The organism is Roseateles terrae (assembly GCF_014192155.1).
GTDB lineage: Bacteria > Pseudomonadota > Gammaproteobacteria > Burkholderiales > Burkholderiaceae_C > Roseateles > Roseateles terrae.
This window is the reverse complement of the sequence record NZ_JACHXO010000001.1, coordinates 432,982-447,357: the sequence shown is the minus strand read 5'-3', so window position 1 is coordinate 447,357 and position 14,376 is coordinate 432,982. Positions and strand designations below refer to the sequence as shown.

The window sequence follows — 14,376 nt, the reverse complement described above, 5'->3', positions numbered from 1 at the left end:
AGACGCCGAGAACCGTTTGCTGAACGGGGTACTTGCAGGCCTGTGAGCCGCAAGCCCCACTCAGGTTTGGCACAGCGCCGAAAGACAGTCTTCGTGATGATGCTTCGGCGATCAGGGGCCCTCAGTCGCGGCTGACCAGGGCGCCGACCACGCGGCGCGTGAGCGGCGCCACGACAAGGACCATGGGGAATGCCAGCAGCCAGGCGGTCAACCAGCCGGTCATCCACATGGCGACGAACCCAGGCGCGAGCTCAGTCGCACGGTACGTGGCAATGCCCGACACCAGCAGGGACATCAACCCTGAGAGGATGAGCCCAGAAAGGGCCGGTGCGAACTTCTTGGGCACCACGGTCAGCACTCCGCCCCGACGGGTCGCTGGGCCTCGTGGGTGACGCGCTGGAGCGTGGCGGCGACATGGCGCCCGAACATGCGGGCAGTCTTCACGTCGCCTGGAACGAACGAGTCGGCCGGCGCCGAATGCCCCGCCTGCGCCATCAATCCGCACCAGGAGCCCAGCCGGTTGGCCGCGTCGTCGTAGGGGACGCCGCGATGCTGCTCGGGGAGAATGGGGTTACCGACCCACAACATGCCGTGCTGCATTGCGAAGACGACCATCGACATCAGCGTGGACTGCTTGTCACCCGCGGGCAGCGACGACACGGTGAATCCGGCGGCGAGCTTGCCCTTCAGGGCTTGCTGACCCCAGAGCTTGCCGGTGGCATCCATGAAGGACTTGAACGGTCCTGACACTCCGCCAAGGTAGGTCGGAGAGCCCAGGACGATGCCGTCAAAGCCGCTCAGGTCGTTCAGGCGCGTTGTCATATCCTGCGCATTGATGAGATGGACCTCGACACCGACGACCTCACGGGCGCCGTCCGCGACGTGACCGGCGATGTGCTCCGTGTGGCCGTGGCCGGAGTGATAGATGATGGCCAGATGAATCATGCGTTTTCTCCTGTGGGAATTGGGGATTCGCTCGACCGATGCGTCCCTCATGGCGAAGTCCGCCGGTCGGAGGCGTGTTGAATGGGAGGTGCGGGCCCGAGGACCAACATCACCGGAGCAATCGGCTGACGACGACAGCGCTGAGGTACATGCCGGCGCCAAACACCGCGTGGTTGGCGAGACTGCGAACGCAGTTCTTCAAGGGCGTTGGCGTCCTGGAAGCTGCGATCCCGGCACCCATGGCGGGCTGCATCACGAACAGCGGAATCGCGACTGTGGCCACGCCTGTCAGGAAGGCCGGCAGGAAGGTCGGTTGCCGAGTCCAGCTCGCACCCTGACCGGCGACCATGACCGTGGCGAATGCAATGCCGACCGCATAGTGCATGGCCCAGCCGATGACAAGCTCGTTGTGTACAGGCTCGGCCTTGGTGATCGATGCGTGCCTGAAGGTCCCTCGAGACATATGAGCGAACCAGCGCCCGATCAGCGCGAAGCTGCCCGTGGGCACGCCAGCCCGCTTCAGGGCAGCCAGCCAAAGATCGAGCATCGCGGTGGCGCCGATGCCGATGAGGACGACCGTCAGCATTTGTTGGGGGGTGAACATGAGAGCCTCGTGTGCTTTCCGAATGCGATGAAGCCACTGTAGAAGTTGAAGTCGAGTTCAAGTCAAGCGCTCTCTTGCCGTGTGACGTCGCCCGTGTTCCGCCAACGATGCTCCACCCGCTGATCCTCCCGCTTCCAGGGGTCCCGCTTCCCATCCTCAGGGCGAAGCGCCGCCGCTCACAAATTTCTAGAGTCATGTCCATGACGACTTCCCGTCGTCGCCCCCACCACCGGGAAGGACTGACCGATGCCTGCACTGCACGCGCGACCACGCGCTCCTCGTTCACACGCTCCGCGGCTCACGCGCGGCTTCACCCTGACAGAAGCCCTGGTCGTGATGCTGCTGCTGGCGCTGCTGCTGGCCTTCGCCCTGCCCGCCGGTCAGCGCTGGCTGGAGCGTCAGCGCCTTTGGCATGCTGCCGAAACGGTGCTGGCGGATCTCTACCTGGCCCGTAGCGAAGCGATGCATGGCAGCCGCAATGTGCTGCTGCGCCTGCTGACCACCTCAGCAGGCAGTTGTTATGTCGTCTACAGCGGCCCGGTGAACAGCTGCCAGTGCGCCCTCACCGGCCCCAGCATCTGCCAGACCGGCGGCCAGGCACTCAAGACTGCCCAATGGCCGAGGCAAGCCGGCTGGCCCATGCTCACCAGCAATGTCGCCTCCATGCTCTTCAGCAGCCGCCTCGGCACCGTGGCCCTGGCCGCCACCTTCCGGGTGACGACGGAGGGCATTGGGGAGGTACGGCATGTCGTGGGCATCACCGGCCGGACCCGCAGTTGCGCTGTAGACCGAGCCTTCAAGCGATGGCCCGCCTGCGAAGGAGTGGTTTGATGCGCACGTCCTTCTGCTTCGCCCGCCCTCGCGGCTTCACCCTGCTTGAATTGGCGGTGACGCTGCTGCTGCTGAGCGTGCTCACGGCGGTGGCACTGCCGGGGTACCGCGCGCAGTGGCGCGCGTCCCATCGCTCGGAAGGTGTGCAGGCCCTGACCAGCCTGCAACTGGCGCAGGAATCCTTCCGGAACCGGCAGACCCGTTATGCCCAGAGTCTGGCCGAGCTGCTGATGCCCGAGCTGTCGCCCAATGGCCGCTTCCGCCTGAGTGTGCTGCAGGCGGCTGCCGATGGCTTCACCCTGGAAGCCGAGGCCGTGGGGGATCAGTCGCGCGACGAACGCTGCCAACGGCTGCGGCTGGTGCAGGCCCAGGGTCAGATCCAGCTGTTCAGCTACGGCGCGGGACAGACGCCGTCGACCGGATGCTGGCCGCAATGAATACCGGCCATGCCGTACTGCCATCCATGCCAGCCATGTCAGCCATTCCATCTGTGCCATCTGTGCCATCTACGCCATGCAGGCCATCCGCACCATCAAGGCCGTCAGACCAATGAGATCGATGAGAGCGATGAGAGCGATCAACCCAGGCCTGCGCCCTCGCTGTGGCCGCATCAAGGACGTGCAGGGCTTCACCCTGCTTGAATTGCTCATCGGCATGGGGATGGGGCTGGTCGTCGTCTCCACTGCGATGGCCTGGGCTGGTCAGGCGCTCGGAACCCTGATTCGTCAGCACCGGGAGTGGCAAGTGCACCTGGAGCTGCGGGCCCTCTCACTACCGCTGCAGCTGGAACTTCGGCGGGCGGGCGCGCACGGCCGCCCTTCGCAACTGGTCTGGCAGCCCGACGCAGCCGGGCTGCCCAACCCGTTCACCGCCATGAGCCTGACCGACGCGGGCACCACGCTCCGGTGGAGCCGCGCACTGGACAAGGACGTCGTGCAACCCGACACGGCCACTGAAGTCGCCTTTCGCTGGATTGACGGCCGCATGGACCAGACCATTGGCGGCCGCTTCCAGCCGATGACGGATCCCACACTGGTCCAGGTCACCCAATTCGCGGCGGAGATCCGGCCGACGGTGTCGCTCGGCGACCGCCCCTGCGCGGACGCGGTGACCGCCCGCATCGTCCGCATTCAGGTCCAGGCGCAGCCGACGCAAGAGGCAGAATTGACATCCGGGGCCAGCTGGTCGGTGCAGCCGCGCAATGATCAGGTCGCCGGAGGCTGCCCATGAGCCGCCACGCCCTTGACGGCAGCGCCCATGCCGGCCGCATTCAAACCGGTGGCGCCACGCTGCTGATGTGCAGTCTGTTGATGATGCTGCTGGCGATGGCCGTCCTCTGGACGGCCCGCCCGCTGGCCGCAGCCCAGCGGGTGGCGGCCAACGATCAGCGCCTCGCGATGGCCGTACAGGCCGCTGACGCTGGCCTCGCCTGGGCCACCGCCATGCTCAATACCGGGCGGGTCGATGACAACTGTCGGCCGACGTTTGATGAGGGACAGGACTTTCGCACCCGCGCACTCCGGGTGGACGAGGCGGGTCAGCCCATCGCGGCGGCGCCGACGCGTTGGCTCGCCACCTGTACCCATGACGGATCGCAGCGATGGCAATGCCGATGCGGCGACACCTCCGGCGCCTCTCCGATGGCTGACGTCAGCGTGCCCGTCCCCACCGCCAGTGACCTTGCCACCACCTTCGGCATCCGCCTCGCCGATGCCGACGTCCCCGGCCAGTTCACCCTGTTCTCCCGCGGCTGCGGCGGTGCTTCCACCCAGTGTCTCCTGTCGGACCCTCCCCCGCAGGACGGCACCGGCATCTCCGAGCACATCCAGCATCTGGCCCTGCTGAGCGCCCTGCGGCGTCCGCCGGCCACGCCGCTGGTCGCGGGTCCTCAGGCCTTCGTCCGGGTCTTCGGCATCCCTGCGGGCCAATACCAGCTGCAACCCGCCATGACCCGCCTTCGGTGCACCGACCAATGCGTCCCTGAAATCCGGCAGGCGCTGGCGCGCGGCAGACGCCTGATCTGGATCGACGGCAGTGTGACCCTGCGGGAGCCGCTGCCGGACTCACCGGACGGTGCGCCCTTGATGCTGCTGGTCGATGGGCAACTGGACATCAACACGGCAATGTCCTTCTCCGGCATCCTGTATGCGCGAACTGGCATTGAGTGGGCCGCGCCGCCGGGCAGCCGCTCCACGGTCAAGGGTGCCCTGGTGACCGACGGCCAGCTGACCCTCGGCGGCGATCCCGACGGCCTGCGGCTCGAAGCCGATCCCGCACTCCTGCGTCAGATCCACCTCCAGATGGGGAGCTACCTGCCTGTGCCGGGCGGCTGGAGCCATTCAAGATGAAGCGCGTCCATGCGTCGCGCGGCATTGCGCTGCTGGAAGCCCTCCTTGCCGCTGCCCTGCTGGCAACGGGCGCCGCCGGCCTGATCCATCTGCAGGCCCGACTGGCCACCGCAGGTGAGGCGGTGCGCCACGAGGGGGAAGCCTTGTGGCTGGCCCAACAGGCGCTGGAGGAAGCCCGCGACACGCTTCAGATCCCCGCCAGCCGCTGGACCGGCCGCAACAGCAGTTTCGAGGTGGAAGGCACCGCCGAGGCGCTGATACCCGGTTCTCCAGATCCGTTCCCCATCCGCCACCTCACGGTCCGCGTCAGCTGGACCGACCGCCAGGGTCGGCCACACCAGCGCCATCTGCATACCCTGGTCTCATCCGCCAACCGCTCTCTGCATGCCTGGCTGACCCGGGCCGACGGCTAGACTTCGTCCATGCATCCCGATCCTTCTCCCGCCACTGGCCCGCTGTCTCCGCTGGACCTGGACCATCTCGCGGCCTCCCTGGCGCTGGCCGAGCAGGCCATCGGCCTGACGGACCCGAACCCACGCGTCGGCTGCATCATCACCAGCGTGCAGGGTGACGTGCTCGGCTCGGGCCATACCCAGCCCGCCGGCCAGGCCCATGCGGAGGTCATGGCGCTTCGCGATGTCACCGCCCGTGGCCATGACGCCCGCGGCGCCATCGCCTACGTCACCCTCGAACCCTGCGCCCACCACGGCCGTACCCCGCCCTGCTGTGACGCCCTCATCGCCGCCGGCATCCAGCGTGTGGTGGTGGCCCTGGGAGACCCGAATCCGCTGGTCGGGGGGCACGGCCTGGCCCGCCTGCAGGCGGCCGGCGTCCAGACGCACCTGCTGCCCACGGACCATCCCCTGGCCGTCGCCGCCCGCGAACTCAACATCGGCTTCCTCTCCCGCATGGAGCGCGGGCGTCCCTTCGTGCGGATGAAAATTGCGGCCTCCCTGGACGGTCGCACCGCCCTGCACAACGGCGTGAGCCAATGGATCACCGGTCCGCAGGCCCGCGCCGACGGTCATGCCTGGCGCCGTCGCGCCGGTGCAGTACTCACCGGCATCGGGACCGCCAAGGAAGACAACCCCCGGCTGGATGTGCGGGAGGTTCCCACCGCCCGCCAACCGCAGCGGGTGCTGGTGGACTCCCGTCTGACCCTGTTTCCGGAAGCCCGGCTGCTGGACCCACCCGGCAGCCTGTGGGTCTATCACGCCCAGCCGGACAGTGGCGCACTGGGCCAGGCCCTGATGGACCGAGGTGCCGAACTGACCTCCCTGCCGGACCCCAACGGCAAGGTGGACCTCACCGCGATGATCCAGGATCTGGGCCGCCGCGGCATCAACGAGCTGCATCTGGAGGCCGGCAACAAGCTCAACGGCTCTCTGCTGCGCACCGGGTTGGTGGACGAATTGCTGATTTATCTGGCCCCCATGCTGATGGGAGACGGCCGCGGCATGGTCGATCTGGGTCAGTTGACCACCCTGGAGCAGGCGCCTCGTTACCAATTGGTCGATATGCGCCCGGTGGGCAACGACCTGCGTCTGCGCTTGCGTCCCCCCGCAGTCCCCCACCCGGGGCGGTAGCCCCACCGCCCCGCAGCACCGCCCCGCCCGCCTACAATCACGCCCATGCCTATTTCTCCGATTCCTGAGCTGGTGGCCGAACTGGCTGCCGGCCGTATGGTCATCCTGGTCGATGAGGAAGACCGCGAAAACGAGGGTGACCTTGTCATCGCGGCCGACCATGTCACGCCCGAAGCCATCAATTTCATGGCCAAGTACGGCCGCGGCCTGATTTGCCTGACGCTCACCCGTGAACGTTGCGAGCAGCTCCAGCTGCCGCCCATGGCCACGCGCAATGGCACCAAACACGGCACCGCCTTCACCGTGTCGATCGAGGCCGCCACTGGCGTCAGCACCGGCATTTCCGCTGCAGACCGGTCCCGCACCGTGCAGGCCGCCGTGGCCCGCAACGCGGTGGCCGCGGACCTGGTGCAACCCGGCCACATCTTTCCGTTGCAGGCGCAGGACGGCGGCGTGCTGATGCGCGCCGGCCATACCGAAGCCGGATGCGACCTCTCCCGCATGGCCGGCCTCACGCCCGCCAGCGTCATCTGTGAGGTGATGAACGATGACGGCACCATGGCCCGCCTGCCGGACCTGGAAGTCTTCGCCCAGGAGCACGGCCTGAAGATCGGCACCATCGCCGACCTCATTGAATACCGCAGCCGCAACGAATCCCTGGTGCAGCGCGTCACCCAGCGGGTGATGGAGACCCGCCAGGGCGCCTTCGACTGCCATGTCTTCCGCGACCGAACCGGTGGCGTGCACATGGCCCTGGTGCGCGGCGAATGGAAGCCTGAAGACGAAGTGCTGGTGCGCGTGCACGAGCCCTTCTCCGCCCTGGACCTGCTGGAAGCCGGCCGCTGCGGCCACTCATGGCCCCTGCCCGAAGCACTCGCCGCCATTCAGTCGGCCGGCAGCGGCGTGGCCGTGTTGCTGAACTGCGGCGAAGAACCCGAAGGCCTGCTGGGCCGCCTCCAGGCGCCCACAGGCGAAGAGATCCGCACCCCGGTGGACCTGCGCACCTACGGCGTCGGCGCGCAGATCCTGCGCGACCTGGGCGTGCAGCGCATGAAGCTGCTGGGCAGCCCGCGCCGCATGCCCAGCATGACCGGTTACGGGCTGGAAGTCACCGGCTTCCAGGCCGCACAGAACTGCTGAGACGAGGCTTGCATGCAAGGATCTGACAAGGGTCACTCGACCCCCCTGAATGGCCAAGGCCTGCGCGTGGGCATCGTGCAGGCGCGCTTCAACGACACGCTCACCACCGCCCTCGCCAAGGCCTGCCTGGCCTCGCTGCATCAGCATGGTGTGGCAGACGCGGACATCCGCCACGTCACCGTGCCGGGTGCGCTGGAAGTGCCGGTGGCCCTGCAGGCCATGGCCCGCAGCGGCCGGTTTGATGCCCTCGTGGCGCTGGGTTGCATCATCCGTGGCGAGACCTACCACTTCGAGCTGGTCGCCAATGAAAGTGGTGCCGGCGTCACCCGTCTGACGCTGGACCACGGCCTGCCCATTGCCAATGCCATCCTGACCGTCGAAAACGAAGCCCAAGCCTGGGCCCGCGCCGAAGAAAAAGGCCGGGATGCCGGAACCGTTGCGGTCGAAATGGCCCTGCTGCTGAAAGAACTCCAGTGACCTCCAAGGACAATCTCCCCACCCCCGGCACCCCGACCGGCCCCAAGGCCGGTAGCGGCAAGCCCGCAGCCAAGCGTCCCGCCGTCAAGTCGGCCCGGCGCCGTGCCCGTGAGCATGCGCTGCAGAGCGTCTATCAGTGGCTGCTGACCGGCGACGAGCTGGCGGTCATCGACGCCCACACCCGTGAGCAGGAAGGCTTCGACAAGAGCGACCGCGGCCACTACGACAAGCTGTTCAATGGCGCCGTCGAAGAAGCCGCCTCGCTGGACGAAGTGCTGGCCCGCCATGCGGACCGCAAGACGACCGAGCTGTCGCCGATCGAGCACGCCATCCTGATGCTGGGCGCTTTCGAGCTCAAGCATTGCATCGACATTCCCTACAAGGTGGCGATCAACGAGGCGGTTGAACTGGCCAAGTCGTTTGGCGGCACCGACGGCCACAAGTATGTCAACGGCGTGCTGGACCGCGCCGCGGAAGATCTGCGCCCGGTGGAAGTCAAGGCCGCACGCGGCTGAGTGCTCAGGCGGCAAAGGCCGCCTGACCCCGGCGCGGAAGGTCTTATCATCCAAGACCTCATAGAGACCGCCCCGCGCCCACTCCCATGTCGCACGACCTCCGGCTCGCTCAACGCGTCCAGCGCATCCAGCCCTTCTACGTCATGGAATGCGCCAAACGCGCCGATGAGATCGCGCGTTCCGCCGTCTGTGATCCGGGCCAGGGCGGCCGGCACATGATCTACCTGAACATCGGCGAGCCGGATTTCGGCGCCAGTGCCGCCGTGCGGGAAGCCGCGGCTCGTTTCACCGCCGCCGGTCAGGTGCCCTACACCCAGGCCACCGGGCTGGTTGCCCTGCGCCAGCGGCTGTCTGACTGGTATCGCAACACCCAGAACCTCAGCATCGCGCCGGAGCGCATCGTCATCACGGCAGGCGCCTCGGCCGCGCTGCAGCTGGCCTGCCTCGCCCTGTTTGAACAGGGGGATGAAGTGCTCATGCCGGATCCCAGCTATCCGTGCAACCGGCATTTCGTCGCCGCGGTGGATGCCACGCCCGTGCTGCTGCCGGCCGGCAGCGACGAGCGCTTCCAGCTCACCGATGCGCAGGTCCGCGCGCACTGGACTCCTCGCAGTCGCGGCGTGCTGCTGGCGTCGCCCAGCAACCCCACCGGCACCTCCATCGCCCCCGAAGAACTCGCGCGCATCCACGCCTTTGTGCGGGAGCAAGGCGGTGTGACGGTGGTGGACGAGATCTACCAGTCCCTCAGCTATGACGACCGCTATCGCCGCAGCGCCCTCGCCCTGGGCGAGGACGTGATCTCGATCAACAGTTTCTCCAAGTACTTCGGCATGACCGGCTGGCGGCTGGGCTGGCTGGTGCTGCCGCCGTCCCTGGTGCCAGCGGTCGAGAAGCTGGCGCAGAACCTCTACATCTGCCCCTCCACCATCGCGCAGAAAGCGGCGCTGGCCAACTTCGAGCCGGACTCGCTGGCCGAGTTCGAGCGTCGCCGCGAGGAACTGCGCCGCCGCCGGGACATGGTCGTGCCCGCGCTCAATGCGATGGGCCTGCCGGTGCCGGTGTTGCCCGATGGGGCCTTCTACGCCTGGGCCGACGCCAGCGGCACCGGCATGGGCAGTTGGGACCTCTGCATGGACCTGATGCAGCACGCACAGGTCGCCCTCACGCCCGGTCGTGACTTCGGCCCCGCGCTCGGCGAACGATTCCTGCGCCTGTCCTTTGCCAGCAGCATGGACGACCTGCGGGAGGCTCTGAGCCGCATCCGTGTCCGTCTGGCCCAACTCCAATCGTCATGACCAGCACCGCCCTGCTCGACCCGAACGCCCCCGCCACCGCCGCACCTCAGCTGCCCGCTTTCCAGCACGAACTACGCATCTACTGGGAAGACACCGATGCGGGGGGCGTGGTCTTCTACGCCAACTATCTCAAGTTCATGGAACGCGCCCGCACCGAATGGCTGCGCGCGCTGGGCTTTGAACAGGAGACGATGCGGCAGCAGGAGGGCCTGATGTTTGTCGTCAGTGACACGGCCCTGCGCTACCTCAGCCCTGCCCGCCTCGACGACTGGCTACGGGTGACGGTGAACCCGACCGAGATCGGCCGGGTCAGCCTCACCTTCGACCAGCAGGTCTGGCGCGGCGACACGCTGCTGACCGAAGGCCGCATCCGCATCGGCTGCGTCGACGCCAACAGTCTCAAACCCGCCCGCATCCCGGCACGCATCCTGCAGTGCCTGCAGCGCTGAAACGGATCAGCCAACATCCAGACACAAGACCGGTCACATTTCGAGCAAAAATGACCGGTTTACGGACAGCCCTCCAGCGCCGACCCGGCGTCGGCCTTTTGTTGACCCCCCGCTGACTTCATGAACCAAGACCTTTCCATCATCTCCCTGATCATGCATGCCAGCCTGACGGTGCAGCTGGTCATTGCCGCGCTGCTGCTGGTCTCGCTGGCCAGCTGGGCTGTCATCTTCAGCAAGCTGTTTGCGCTGTCCCGCGTGAAGGCACGGAACGAGGAATTCGAGCAGGAGTTCTGGTCCGGCAAGAACCTCAACGATCTCTACAACAGCGTCTCCAATCAGCAGGACGGCGCGCCGCTGGAGCGCATCTTCGCCTCCGGAATGCGCGAATTCCTGAAGCTGCGTGAACGCCGCGTGGTGGAAACCTCCGCCCTGCTGGACGGCGCGCGCCGCGCCATGCGGGCCAGCTTCCAGCGCGAGCTGGACGCGATGGAATCGCACCTGTCCTTCCTGGCTTCGGTGGGTTCGGTTTCCCCGTATGTGGGCCTGTTTGGCACCATCTGGGGGATCATGCATGCCTTCGTCGGCCTGTCGAATCTGACCCAGGTGACGCTGGCCACCGTGGCCCCCGGCATCGCCGAAGCCCTGGTGGCCACCGCCATCGGCCTGTTCGCCGCCATTCCGGCGGTGCTGGCCTACAACCGCTTTGCCCGCCAGATCGACCGCAACGCCATCACGCTGGAGAGCTTCATCGAAGAGTTTTCCAACATCCTGCAGCGCAATGCCGGCCAGCCGGCACCTGCCGCCGCCCGCTGAAGCCGACACCACGGAAAGCGCACCGCCATGCCCGCGATGTCCTCCCGCAGCGGCTCCCGCCGCCGCACCATGAATGAAATCAACATGGTGCCCTTCATCGACGTGATGCTGGTCCTGCTCATCATCTTCATGGTGAGCGCGCCGCTGATCACCACGGGTGTGGTGGACCTGCCCAGCGTCGGCACCAGCAAGCAGCAACCGACCCACGTCATCCAGGTGGTGGTGGGCAAGGATGAACAGCTCAAGATCAAGCTGGACGGTGACCAGGACCCGCAGCCCGTGCCACTCAAGGCGCTGGCCGCGCGCGTCAAGGACGCCCAGGCCGGCGATGCCAACACGCCGGTGGTGATTTCCGCAGACCGGAATGTGAAGTACGAAGCCGTGGTCAAGACCATGGACGTGCTGCAGCGTGCCGGCATTCAGCGGGTGGGTCTGTCGGTCAAGAACGGTCCTTCGGACAGCTGATCGCCCATGAGCAGTCTTGTTTCCCGTTTTCCTGCGGACCGCGACCCGCTGCGACCGCCGCCAGCGCCCGGCCTGGGTCGAGGCCTCGCAGTCGCGCTGGTCGCGCACGTCCTGCTGGTGGCGGCGCTGAGCTTCGGCGTCAGCTGGCGCTCGACCACCATCCCGGCGGCGGAAGCCGAGCTGTGGGCCGCCGTCCCCGTGGCGGCTGCGCCCAAGGAGCAGCTGCCGCCGGAAGAATCGCCCCCGCCCAAGCCCGAGCCCAAACCCGAGCCGCCCAAACCGCAGCAGCCCACCCCTCAGGAAGTGCAGGCCCAGCGTGATGCCGACATCGCCATCGCCAAGGCCAAGGAGCGCAAGCTGAAGGAAGAGCAGGAGCAGCGCGAAGCGGAAGAGAAAAAGCGCAAGCTCGAGCAGCAGAAAAAGGACGAAGCCGAGAAGCAGGAGCGCGACCGCAAGGAGAAGGAAGCGCAAGCCAAGAAGGACAAAGAGAAGGACAAGGCGGAGCAGGCGGACAAGGCCAAGGCCGAGAAGGCCCGCAAGGATGCCGAAGCCCGTGCCGAGCAGGCCCGTCAGGAGAACCTGAAGCGCATCATGGGCATGGCCGGCGCCACCGGTGCGCCCAATGCCACCGGCACGGCGCAAAAGAGCGCGGGGCCGTCGGCCAACTATGCGGGTCGCATCAAGGCGCGGGTCAAGCCCAACATCGTCTATCAGGATCCGGGCGGCGCCGCCAATCCGGAAGCTGAAGTGGAAGTGCGCTGCAGTCCGGATGGCACGATCATCGCGCGCCGCATCCTGAAGTCCAGCGGCCTGCCGGACTTCGACACAGCGGTGCTGCGGGCGCTGGACAAGACCGAGATCCTGCCGCGCGACACCGATGGCACGGTGCCCCGCGTGATGATCCTGGCCTTCAAGCCGCGCGAGTGATCGCGAGGGGCGCAGGGACGGGGGTGGTTGGCGTGGTCGGGACGCTGGGCGCGGCAGGAGCGCCCTTCACGCGCCCGCCCCCCTCCACCTGCCAGCCGCTGTAGATCGTGTAGGCGGCCATGGCCCAGAGCAGCAGGCCGACCATCCGCATCAGCAAGCGCTGCTGACCTGCAGACATACCGCGCAGCCGCTGATGGCCGGCTGTCGCCATGACGGCCAGGCCGCCGTAGACGCCGATCTGCGTCAGCGCCGTGACCGCCCCGATGGCGCCCAGTTGCCAGCCCCAGCTTCCGCGCTCCGGATGGAGAAACTGCGGCAGCACCGCCAGGCTGAACAGATAGGCCTTCGGATTCATCAGATTGGTCAGGACCGCCCCGCCAAAGACGGCGGCCGAGCTCCGTCCGCCTGCGTCCTGCCTCGCGGGGATGGCGCCATGGGGAGCGCCGGACGCAGCCTCCGCACTGTCTGAGGGGAGCGGGTGGACCTCCAGGGGCGCCTGGGACGCCTGGGACGCCTGCGGTTGCGCCCTCATCAAGCCCCAACCCAACCACGCCAGATATGCCGCGCCGACCAGCATCATGGTCGTGAAGGCGCCCGGTACGGCTTTGATCAACAGCGCCAGCCCCAGTGCTCCCATCGTCAGGTGACACAGCGCCCCCGCCACCACACCTGCCAGCGCCGCTGCGCCGCCCCGCCAGCCGCGGGCCAGGCTCCAGCCCAGCACAAAGGCCATATCCACCCCGGGCAGCAGCACCACCCCCAGCACCAGCGCGAAATACACCCCGAGTTCTGCAGCATTCATTGGTCGCTCCCATGGATCAAGGCCGCCAGGGTAGAAGCGATATAGGACGATTCCCGACCGCTATCGAACCGGCCAGGATCTAGACTGCGCGGCATGTCCCGTCCCGCCTCCCGTGTCCTGGCCTTGCTGGAGCTGCTGCAGTCCCGCGGCCAGATCGACGGCGCCACCCTGGCCCAGGAGCTGCAGGTGGAGAGGCGCACCGTGCGGCGCTACATCCAGACGCTGGAGGCGCTGGGCATCCCCATCCAGGCCGAGCGGGGCCGTTTCGGTGGCTATCGCCTGATGCCGGGGTACCGGCTGCCGCCGATGATGTTTTCCGACGACGAAGCCCTGGCCCTGGGGCTCGGCCTGCTGGCGGTGCGGCAGCTGGGCTGGGCCGAAGCCAGCCCGGCCGTGGCGAGCGCCCAGGCGAAGCTGGAGCGGGTGCTGCCCACGCCACTGCGAAAGCGTCAGCGGGGCATTGCCGAGCGCATTGCGCTGGACCTGACCCCGACGCAGGACCTGGCCGCCCCGGCGGTCATCGCCGCCCTGGGGGCCGCTGCCTTTGCCCAGCAGCGCATGCGGATCAGCTACCGGGACGCCCAGGGCGACCGGTCCGAGCGCGACTTCGATGCCTACGGCCTGGGATTTCGCGGGGGGCACTGGTATGCGGTGGGCCTGTGCGGACTGCGCCAGGCCTTGCGCTCCTTCCGCCTCGACCGGATCGACACCGTCACGCCGCTGCCGCAGAGTTTTGGCCGACCGGAGTCCTTCGACGTGCTGGCGCATCTGCAGCAGTCCTTCGTGCAGGTTCCCCGTGCGCATGCGGTGCAGCTGCGGGTCTTCGCGCCCCTGGAGGCCCTGGTGCGCCAGCCGCTGGCAGCGCTGAGCAGCGCTGAGCAGCCTGGCGGCCACGGGCCATGGTGTGCTGATGCAGTGTCAGGCGGATGAGCTGCCATGGATGGCTCGGAGTCTCGCGGCCCTGCCCTTCGATTTTGAAGTGCTGCATCCGCCGGAGCTGAATCAGGAGCTGGCGCGGCTGGCCGCCTCACTGGCCCGTCGCGCGGGGACGACCGTGGCCCGGGGGCAGCACGCACAGGGAAGCGAAGGGCGCGAGCGAAACGACTGACGCGACCCACGTGACTGACGTGACTGACGTGACGGACGTGACGGACGTGACGGACGCGCCGACCGCAACGG

At 67.5% G+C, this 14,376-nt stretch carries 20 protein-coding genes; 16 read left to right on the top strand and 4 right to left on the bottom strand.

What is annotated here, in order from left to right; genetic code table 11:
- Positions 1–121: 121 nt before the first annotated feature.
- The 3 genes from FHS28_RS01880 to FHS28_RS01870 form a co-directional block, all read right to left on the bottom strand.
- Complete coding sequence (locus FHS28_RS01880) at positions 122–349, bottom strand: DUF2798 domain-containing protein (RefSeq protein ID WP_088449349.1); 228 nt, start codon at positions 347–349, stop codon at positions 122–124.
- 2 nt (positions 350–351) lie between these two features.
- Positions 352–945 carry a flavodoxin family protein gene (locus tag FHS28_RS01875; RefSeq protein ID WP_088449350.1) on the bottom strand — a complete coding sequence of 198 codons (594 nt, stop codon included), beginning with the start codon at positions 943–945 and terminating at the stop codon, positions 352–354.
- Positions 946–1,054: 109 nt separating this feature from the next.
- Positions 1,055–1,549: a DUF2938 domain-containing protein gene (locus tag FHS28_RS01870; protein WP_088449351.1), complete on the bottom strand. Its 495-nt coding sequence runs from the start codon at positions 1,547–1,549 to the stop codon at positions 1,055–1,057.
- Between the two features lie 246 nt (positions 1,550–1,795).
- Here FHS28_RS01870 and FHS28_RS01865 point away from each other — a divergent pair, with 246 nt between their 5' ends.
- The 14 genes from FHS28_RS01865 (at position 1,796) to tolA (ending at position 12,395) form a co-directional block, all read left to right on the top strand.
- Positions 1,796–2,380, top strand: coding sequence for a GspH/FimT family pseudopilin (locus FHS28_RS01865; RefSeq protein WP_088449352.1), 585 nt, complete (start codon positions 1,796–1,798; stop codon positions 2,378–2,380).
- On the top strand, positions 2,380–2,817 hold the full coding sequence (locus FHS28_RS01860; protein ID WP_184294262.1) for a type IV pilin protein: 438 nt from the start codon (positions 2,380–2,382) through the stop codon (positions 2,815–2,817). The genes FHS28_RS01865 and FHS28_RS01860 overlap by 1 nt, the downstream gene beginning before the upstream one ends.
- A gap of 130 nt (positions 2,818–2,947) precedes the next feature.
- Complete coding sequence (locus FHS28_RS01855; RefSeq protein WP_184293994.1) at positions 2,948–3,610, top strand: PilW family protein; 663 nt, start codon at positions 2,948–2,950, stop codon at positions 3,608–3,610.
- Entirely contained in the window at positions 3,607–4,728 is a 1,122-nt protein-coding gene (locus FHS28_RS01850) for a hypothetical protein (RefSeq protein WP_088449355.1), read from the top strand. Before FHS28_RS01855 ends, FHS28_RS01850 begins: the two co-directional genes overlap by 4 nt.
- The gene (locus tag FHS28_RS01845) at positions 4,725–5,141 is read left to right on the top strand and encodes a hypothetical protein (RefSeq protein WP_088449356.1); all 417 of its coding nucleotides are present in this window, start codon (positions 4,725–4,727) and stop codon (positions 5,139–5,141) included. The genes FHS28_RS01850 and FHS28_RS01845 overlap by 4 nt, the downstream gene beginning before the upstream one ends.
- 9 nt (positions 5,142–5,150) lie before the next feature.
- Positions 5,151–6,314: a bifunctional diaminohydroxyphosphoribosylaminopyrimidine deaminase/5-amino-6-(5-phosphoribosylamino)uracil reductase RibD gene (gene ribD / locus FHS28_RS01840; RefSeq protein ID WP_088449357.1), complete on the top strand. Its 1,164-nt coding sequence runs from the start codon at positions 5,151–5,153 to the stop codon at positions 6,312–6,314.
- A gap of 45 nt (positions 6,315–6,359) precedes the next feature.
- Complete coding sequence (ribBA, locus tag FHS28_RS01835; protein WP_088449358.1) at positions 6,360–7,454, top strand: bifunctional 3,4-dihydroxy-2-butanone-4-phosphate synthase/GTP cyclohydrolase II; 1,095 nt, start codon at positions 6,360–6,362, stop codon at positions 7,452–7,454.
- A gap of 12 nt (positions 7,455–7,466) precedes the next feature.
- Positions 7,467–7,931 carry a 6,7-dimethyl-8-ribityllumazine synthase gene (gene ribH, locus FHS28_RS01830; RefSeq protein ID WP_088449359.1) on the top strand — a complete coding sequence of 155 codons (465 nt, stop codon included), beginning with the start codon at positions 7,467–7,469 and terminating at the stop codon, positions 7,929–7,931.
- On the top strand, positions 7,928–8,446 hold the full coding sequence (nusB, locus tag FHS28_RS01825) for a transcription antitermination factor NusB (RefSeq protein ID WP_088449360.1): 519 nt from the start codon (positions 7,928–7,930) through the stop codon (positions 8,444–8,446). Before ribH ends, nusB begins: the two co-directional genes overlap by 4 nt.
- Before the next feature lie 86 nt (positions 8,447–8,532).
- Entirely contained in the window at positions 8,533–9,741 is a 1,209-nt protein-coding gene (locus tag FHS28_RS01820) for a pyridoxal phosphate-dependent aminotransferase (protein WP_088449361.1), read from the top strand.
- A complete protein-coding gene (ybgC, locus tag FHS28_RS01815; protein ID WP_088449362.1) occupies positions 9,738–10,190 on the top strand; it encodes a tol-pal system-associated acyl-CoA thioesterase in 453 nt (150 codons plus the stop codon). The genes FHS28_RS01820 and ybgC overlap by 4 nt, the downstream gene beginning before the upstream one ends.
- Before the next feature lie 120 nt (positions 10,191–10,310).
- Positions 10,311–11,003 (top strand): protein TolQ, encoded by a 693-nt coding sequence (gene tolQ / locus FHS28_RS01810; RefSeq protein ID WP_088449363.1) that lies wholly within the window; start codon positions 10,311–10,313, stop codon positions 11,001–11,003.
- A 27-nt stretch (positions 11,004–11,030) separates the two neighbouring features.
- Complete coding sequence (tolR, locus tag FHS28_RS01805; RefSeq protein ID WP_058935041.1) at positions 11,031–11,468, top strand: protein TolR; 438 nt, start codon at positions 11,031–11,033, stop codon at positions 11,466–11,468.
- Between the two features lie 6 nt (positions 11,469–11,474).
- Entirely contained in the window at positions 11,475–12,395 is a 921-nt protein-coding gene (gene tolA, locus FHS28_RS01800; RefSeq protein ID WP_088449364.1) for a cell envelope integrity protein TolA, read from the top strand.
- On the opposite strand, the gene FHS28_RS01795 is transcribed toward tolA, so the two are convergent.
- Positions 12,379–13,197: a LysE family translocator gene (locus FHS28_RS01795; protein WP_088449365.1), complete on the bottom strand. Its 819-nt coding sequence runs from the start codon at positions 13,195–13,197 to the stop codon at positions 12,379–12,381. The genes tolA and FHS28_RS01795 overlap by 17 nt on opposite strands.
- Positions 13,198–13,290: 93 nt before the next feature.
- Here FHS28_RS01795 and FHS28_RS01790 point away from each other — a divergent pair, with 93 nt between their 5' ends.
- Together FHS28_RS01790 and FHS28_RS24010 are read left to right on the top strand one after the other, a co-directional pair.
- A complete protein-coding gene (locus FHS28_RS01790; protein WP_246409409.1) occupies positions 13,291–14,127 on the top strand; it encodes a helix-turn-helix transcriptional regulator in 837 nt (278 codons plus the stop codon).
- A 10-nt stretch (positions 14,128–14,137) separates the two neighbouring features.
- Positions 14,138–14,305: a hypothetical protein gene (locus FHS28_RS24010; protein WP_246409407.1), complete on the top strand. Its 168-nt coding sequence runs from the start codon at positions 14,138–14,140 to the stop codon at positions 14,303–14,305.
- Positions 14,306–14,376 lie beyond the last annotated feature (71 nt).

Excerpts from the sequence above, each read along its gene's own strand:
- FHS28_RS01875 (WP_088449350.1), bottom strand. The coding sequence starts at position 945 with ATGATTCATCTGGCCATCATCTATCACTCCGGCCACGGCCACACGGAG.
- FHS28_RS01870 (WP_088449351.1), bottom strand. The coding sequence starts at position 1,549 with ATGTTCACCCCCCAACAAATGCTGACGGTCGTCCTCATCGGCATCGGC.
- FHS28_RS01865 (WP_088449352.1), top strand. The coding sequence starts at position 1,796 with ATGCCTGCACTGCACGCGCGACCACGCGCTCCTCGTTCACACGCTCCG.
- FHS28_RS01860 (WP_184294262.1), top strand. The coding sequence starts at position 2,380 with ATGCGCACGTCCTTCTGCTTCGCCCGCCCTCGCGGCTTCACCCTGCTT.
- FHS28_RS01855 (WP_184293994.1), top strand. The coding sequence starts at position 2,948 with ATGAGAGCGATCAACCCAGGCCTGCGCCCTCGCTGTGGCCGCATCAAG.
- FHS28_RS01850 (WP_088449355.1), top strand. The coding sequence starts at position 3,607 with ATGAGCCGCCACGCCCTTGACGGCAGCGCCCATGCCGGCCGCATTCAA.
- FHS28_RS01845 (WP_088449356.1), top strand. The coding sequence starts at position 4,725 with ATGAAGCGCGTCCATGCGTCGCGCGGCATTGCGCTGCTGGAAGCCCTC.
- ribD (WP_088449357.1), top strand. The coding sequence starts at position 5,151 with ATGCATCCCGATCCTTCTCCCGCCACTGGCCCGCTGTCTCCGCTGGAC.
- ribBA (WP_088449358.1), top strand. The coding sequence starts at position 6,360 with ATGCCTATTTCTCCGATTCCTGAGCTGGTGGCCGAACTGGCTGCCGGC.
- ribH (WP_088449359.1), top strand. The coding sequence starts at position 7,467 with ATGCAAGGATCTGACAAGGGTCACTCGACCCCCCTGAATGGCCAAGGC.
- FHS28_RS01820 (WP_088449361.1), top strand. The coding sequence starts at position 8,533 with ATGTCGCACGACCTCCGGCTCGCTCAACGCGTCCAGCGCATCCAGCCC.
- ybgC (WP_088449362.1), top strand. The coding sequence starts at position 9,738 with ATGACCAGCACCGCCCTGCTCGACCCGAACGCCCCCGCCACCGCCGCA.
- tolQ (WP_088449363.1), top strand. The coding sequence starts at position 10,311 with ATGAACCAAGACCTTTCCATCATCTCCCTGATCATGCATGCCAGCCTG.
- tolR (WP_058935041.1), top strand. The coding sequence starts at position 11,031 with ATGCCCGCGATGTCCTCCCGCAGCGGCTCCCGCCGCCGCACCATGAAT.
- tolA (WP_088449364.1), top strand. The coding sequence starts at position 11,475 with ATGAGCAGTCTTGTTTCCCGTTTTCCTGCGGACCGCGACCCGCTGCGA.
- FHS28_RS01795 (WP_088449365.1), bottom strand. The coding sequence starts at position 13,197 with ATGAATGCTGCAGAACTCGGGGTGTATTTCGCGCTGGTGCTGGGGGTG.
- FHS28_RS01790 (WP_246409409.1), top strand. The coding sequence starts at position 13,291 with ATGTCCCGTCCCGCCTCCCGTGTCCTGGCCTTGCTGGAGCTGCTGCAG.
- FHS28_RS24010 (WP_246409407.1), top strand. The coding sequence starts at position 14,138 with ATGGCTCGGAGTCTCGCGGCCCTGCCCTTCGATTTTGAAGTGCTGCAT.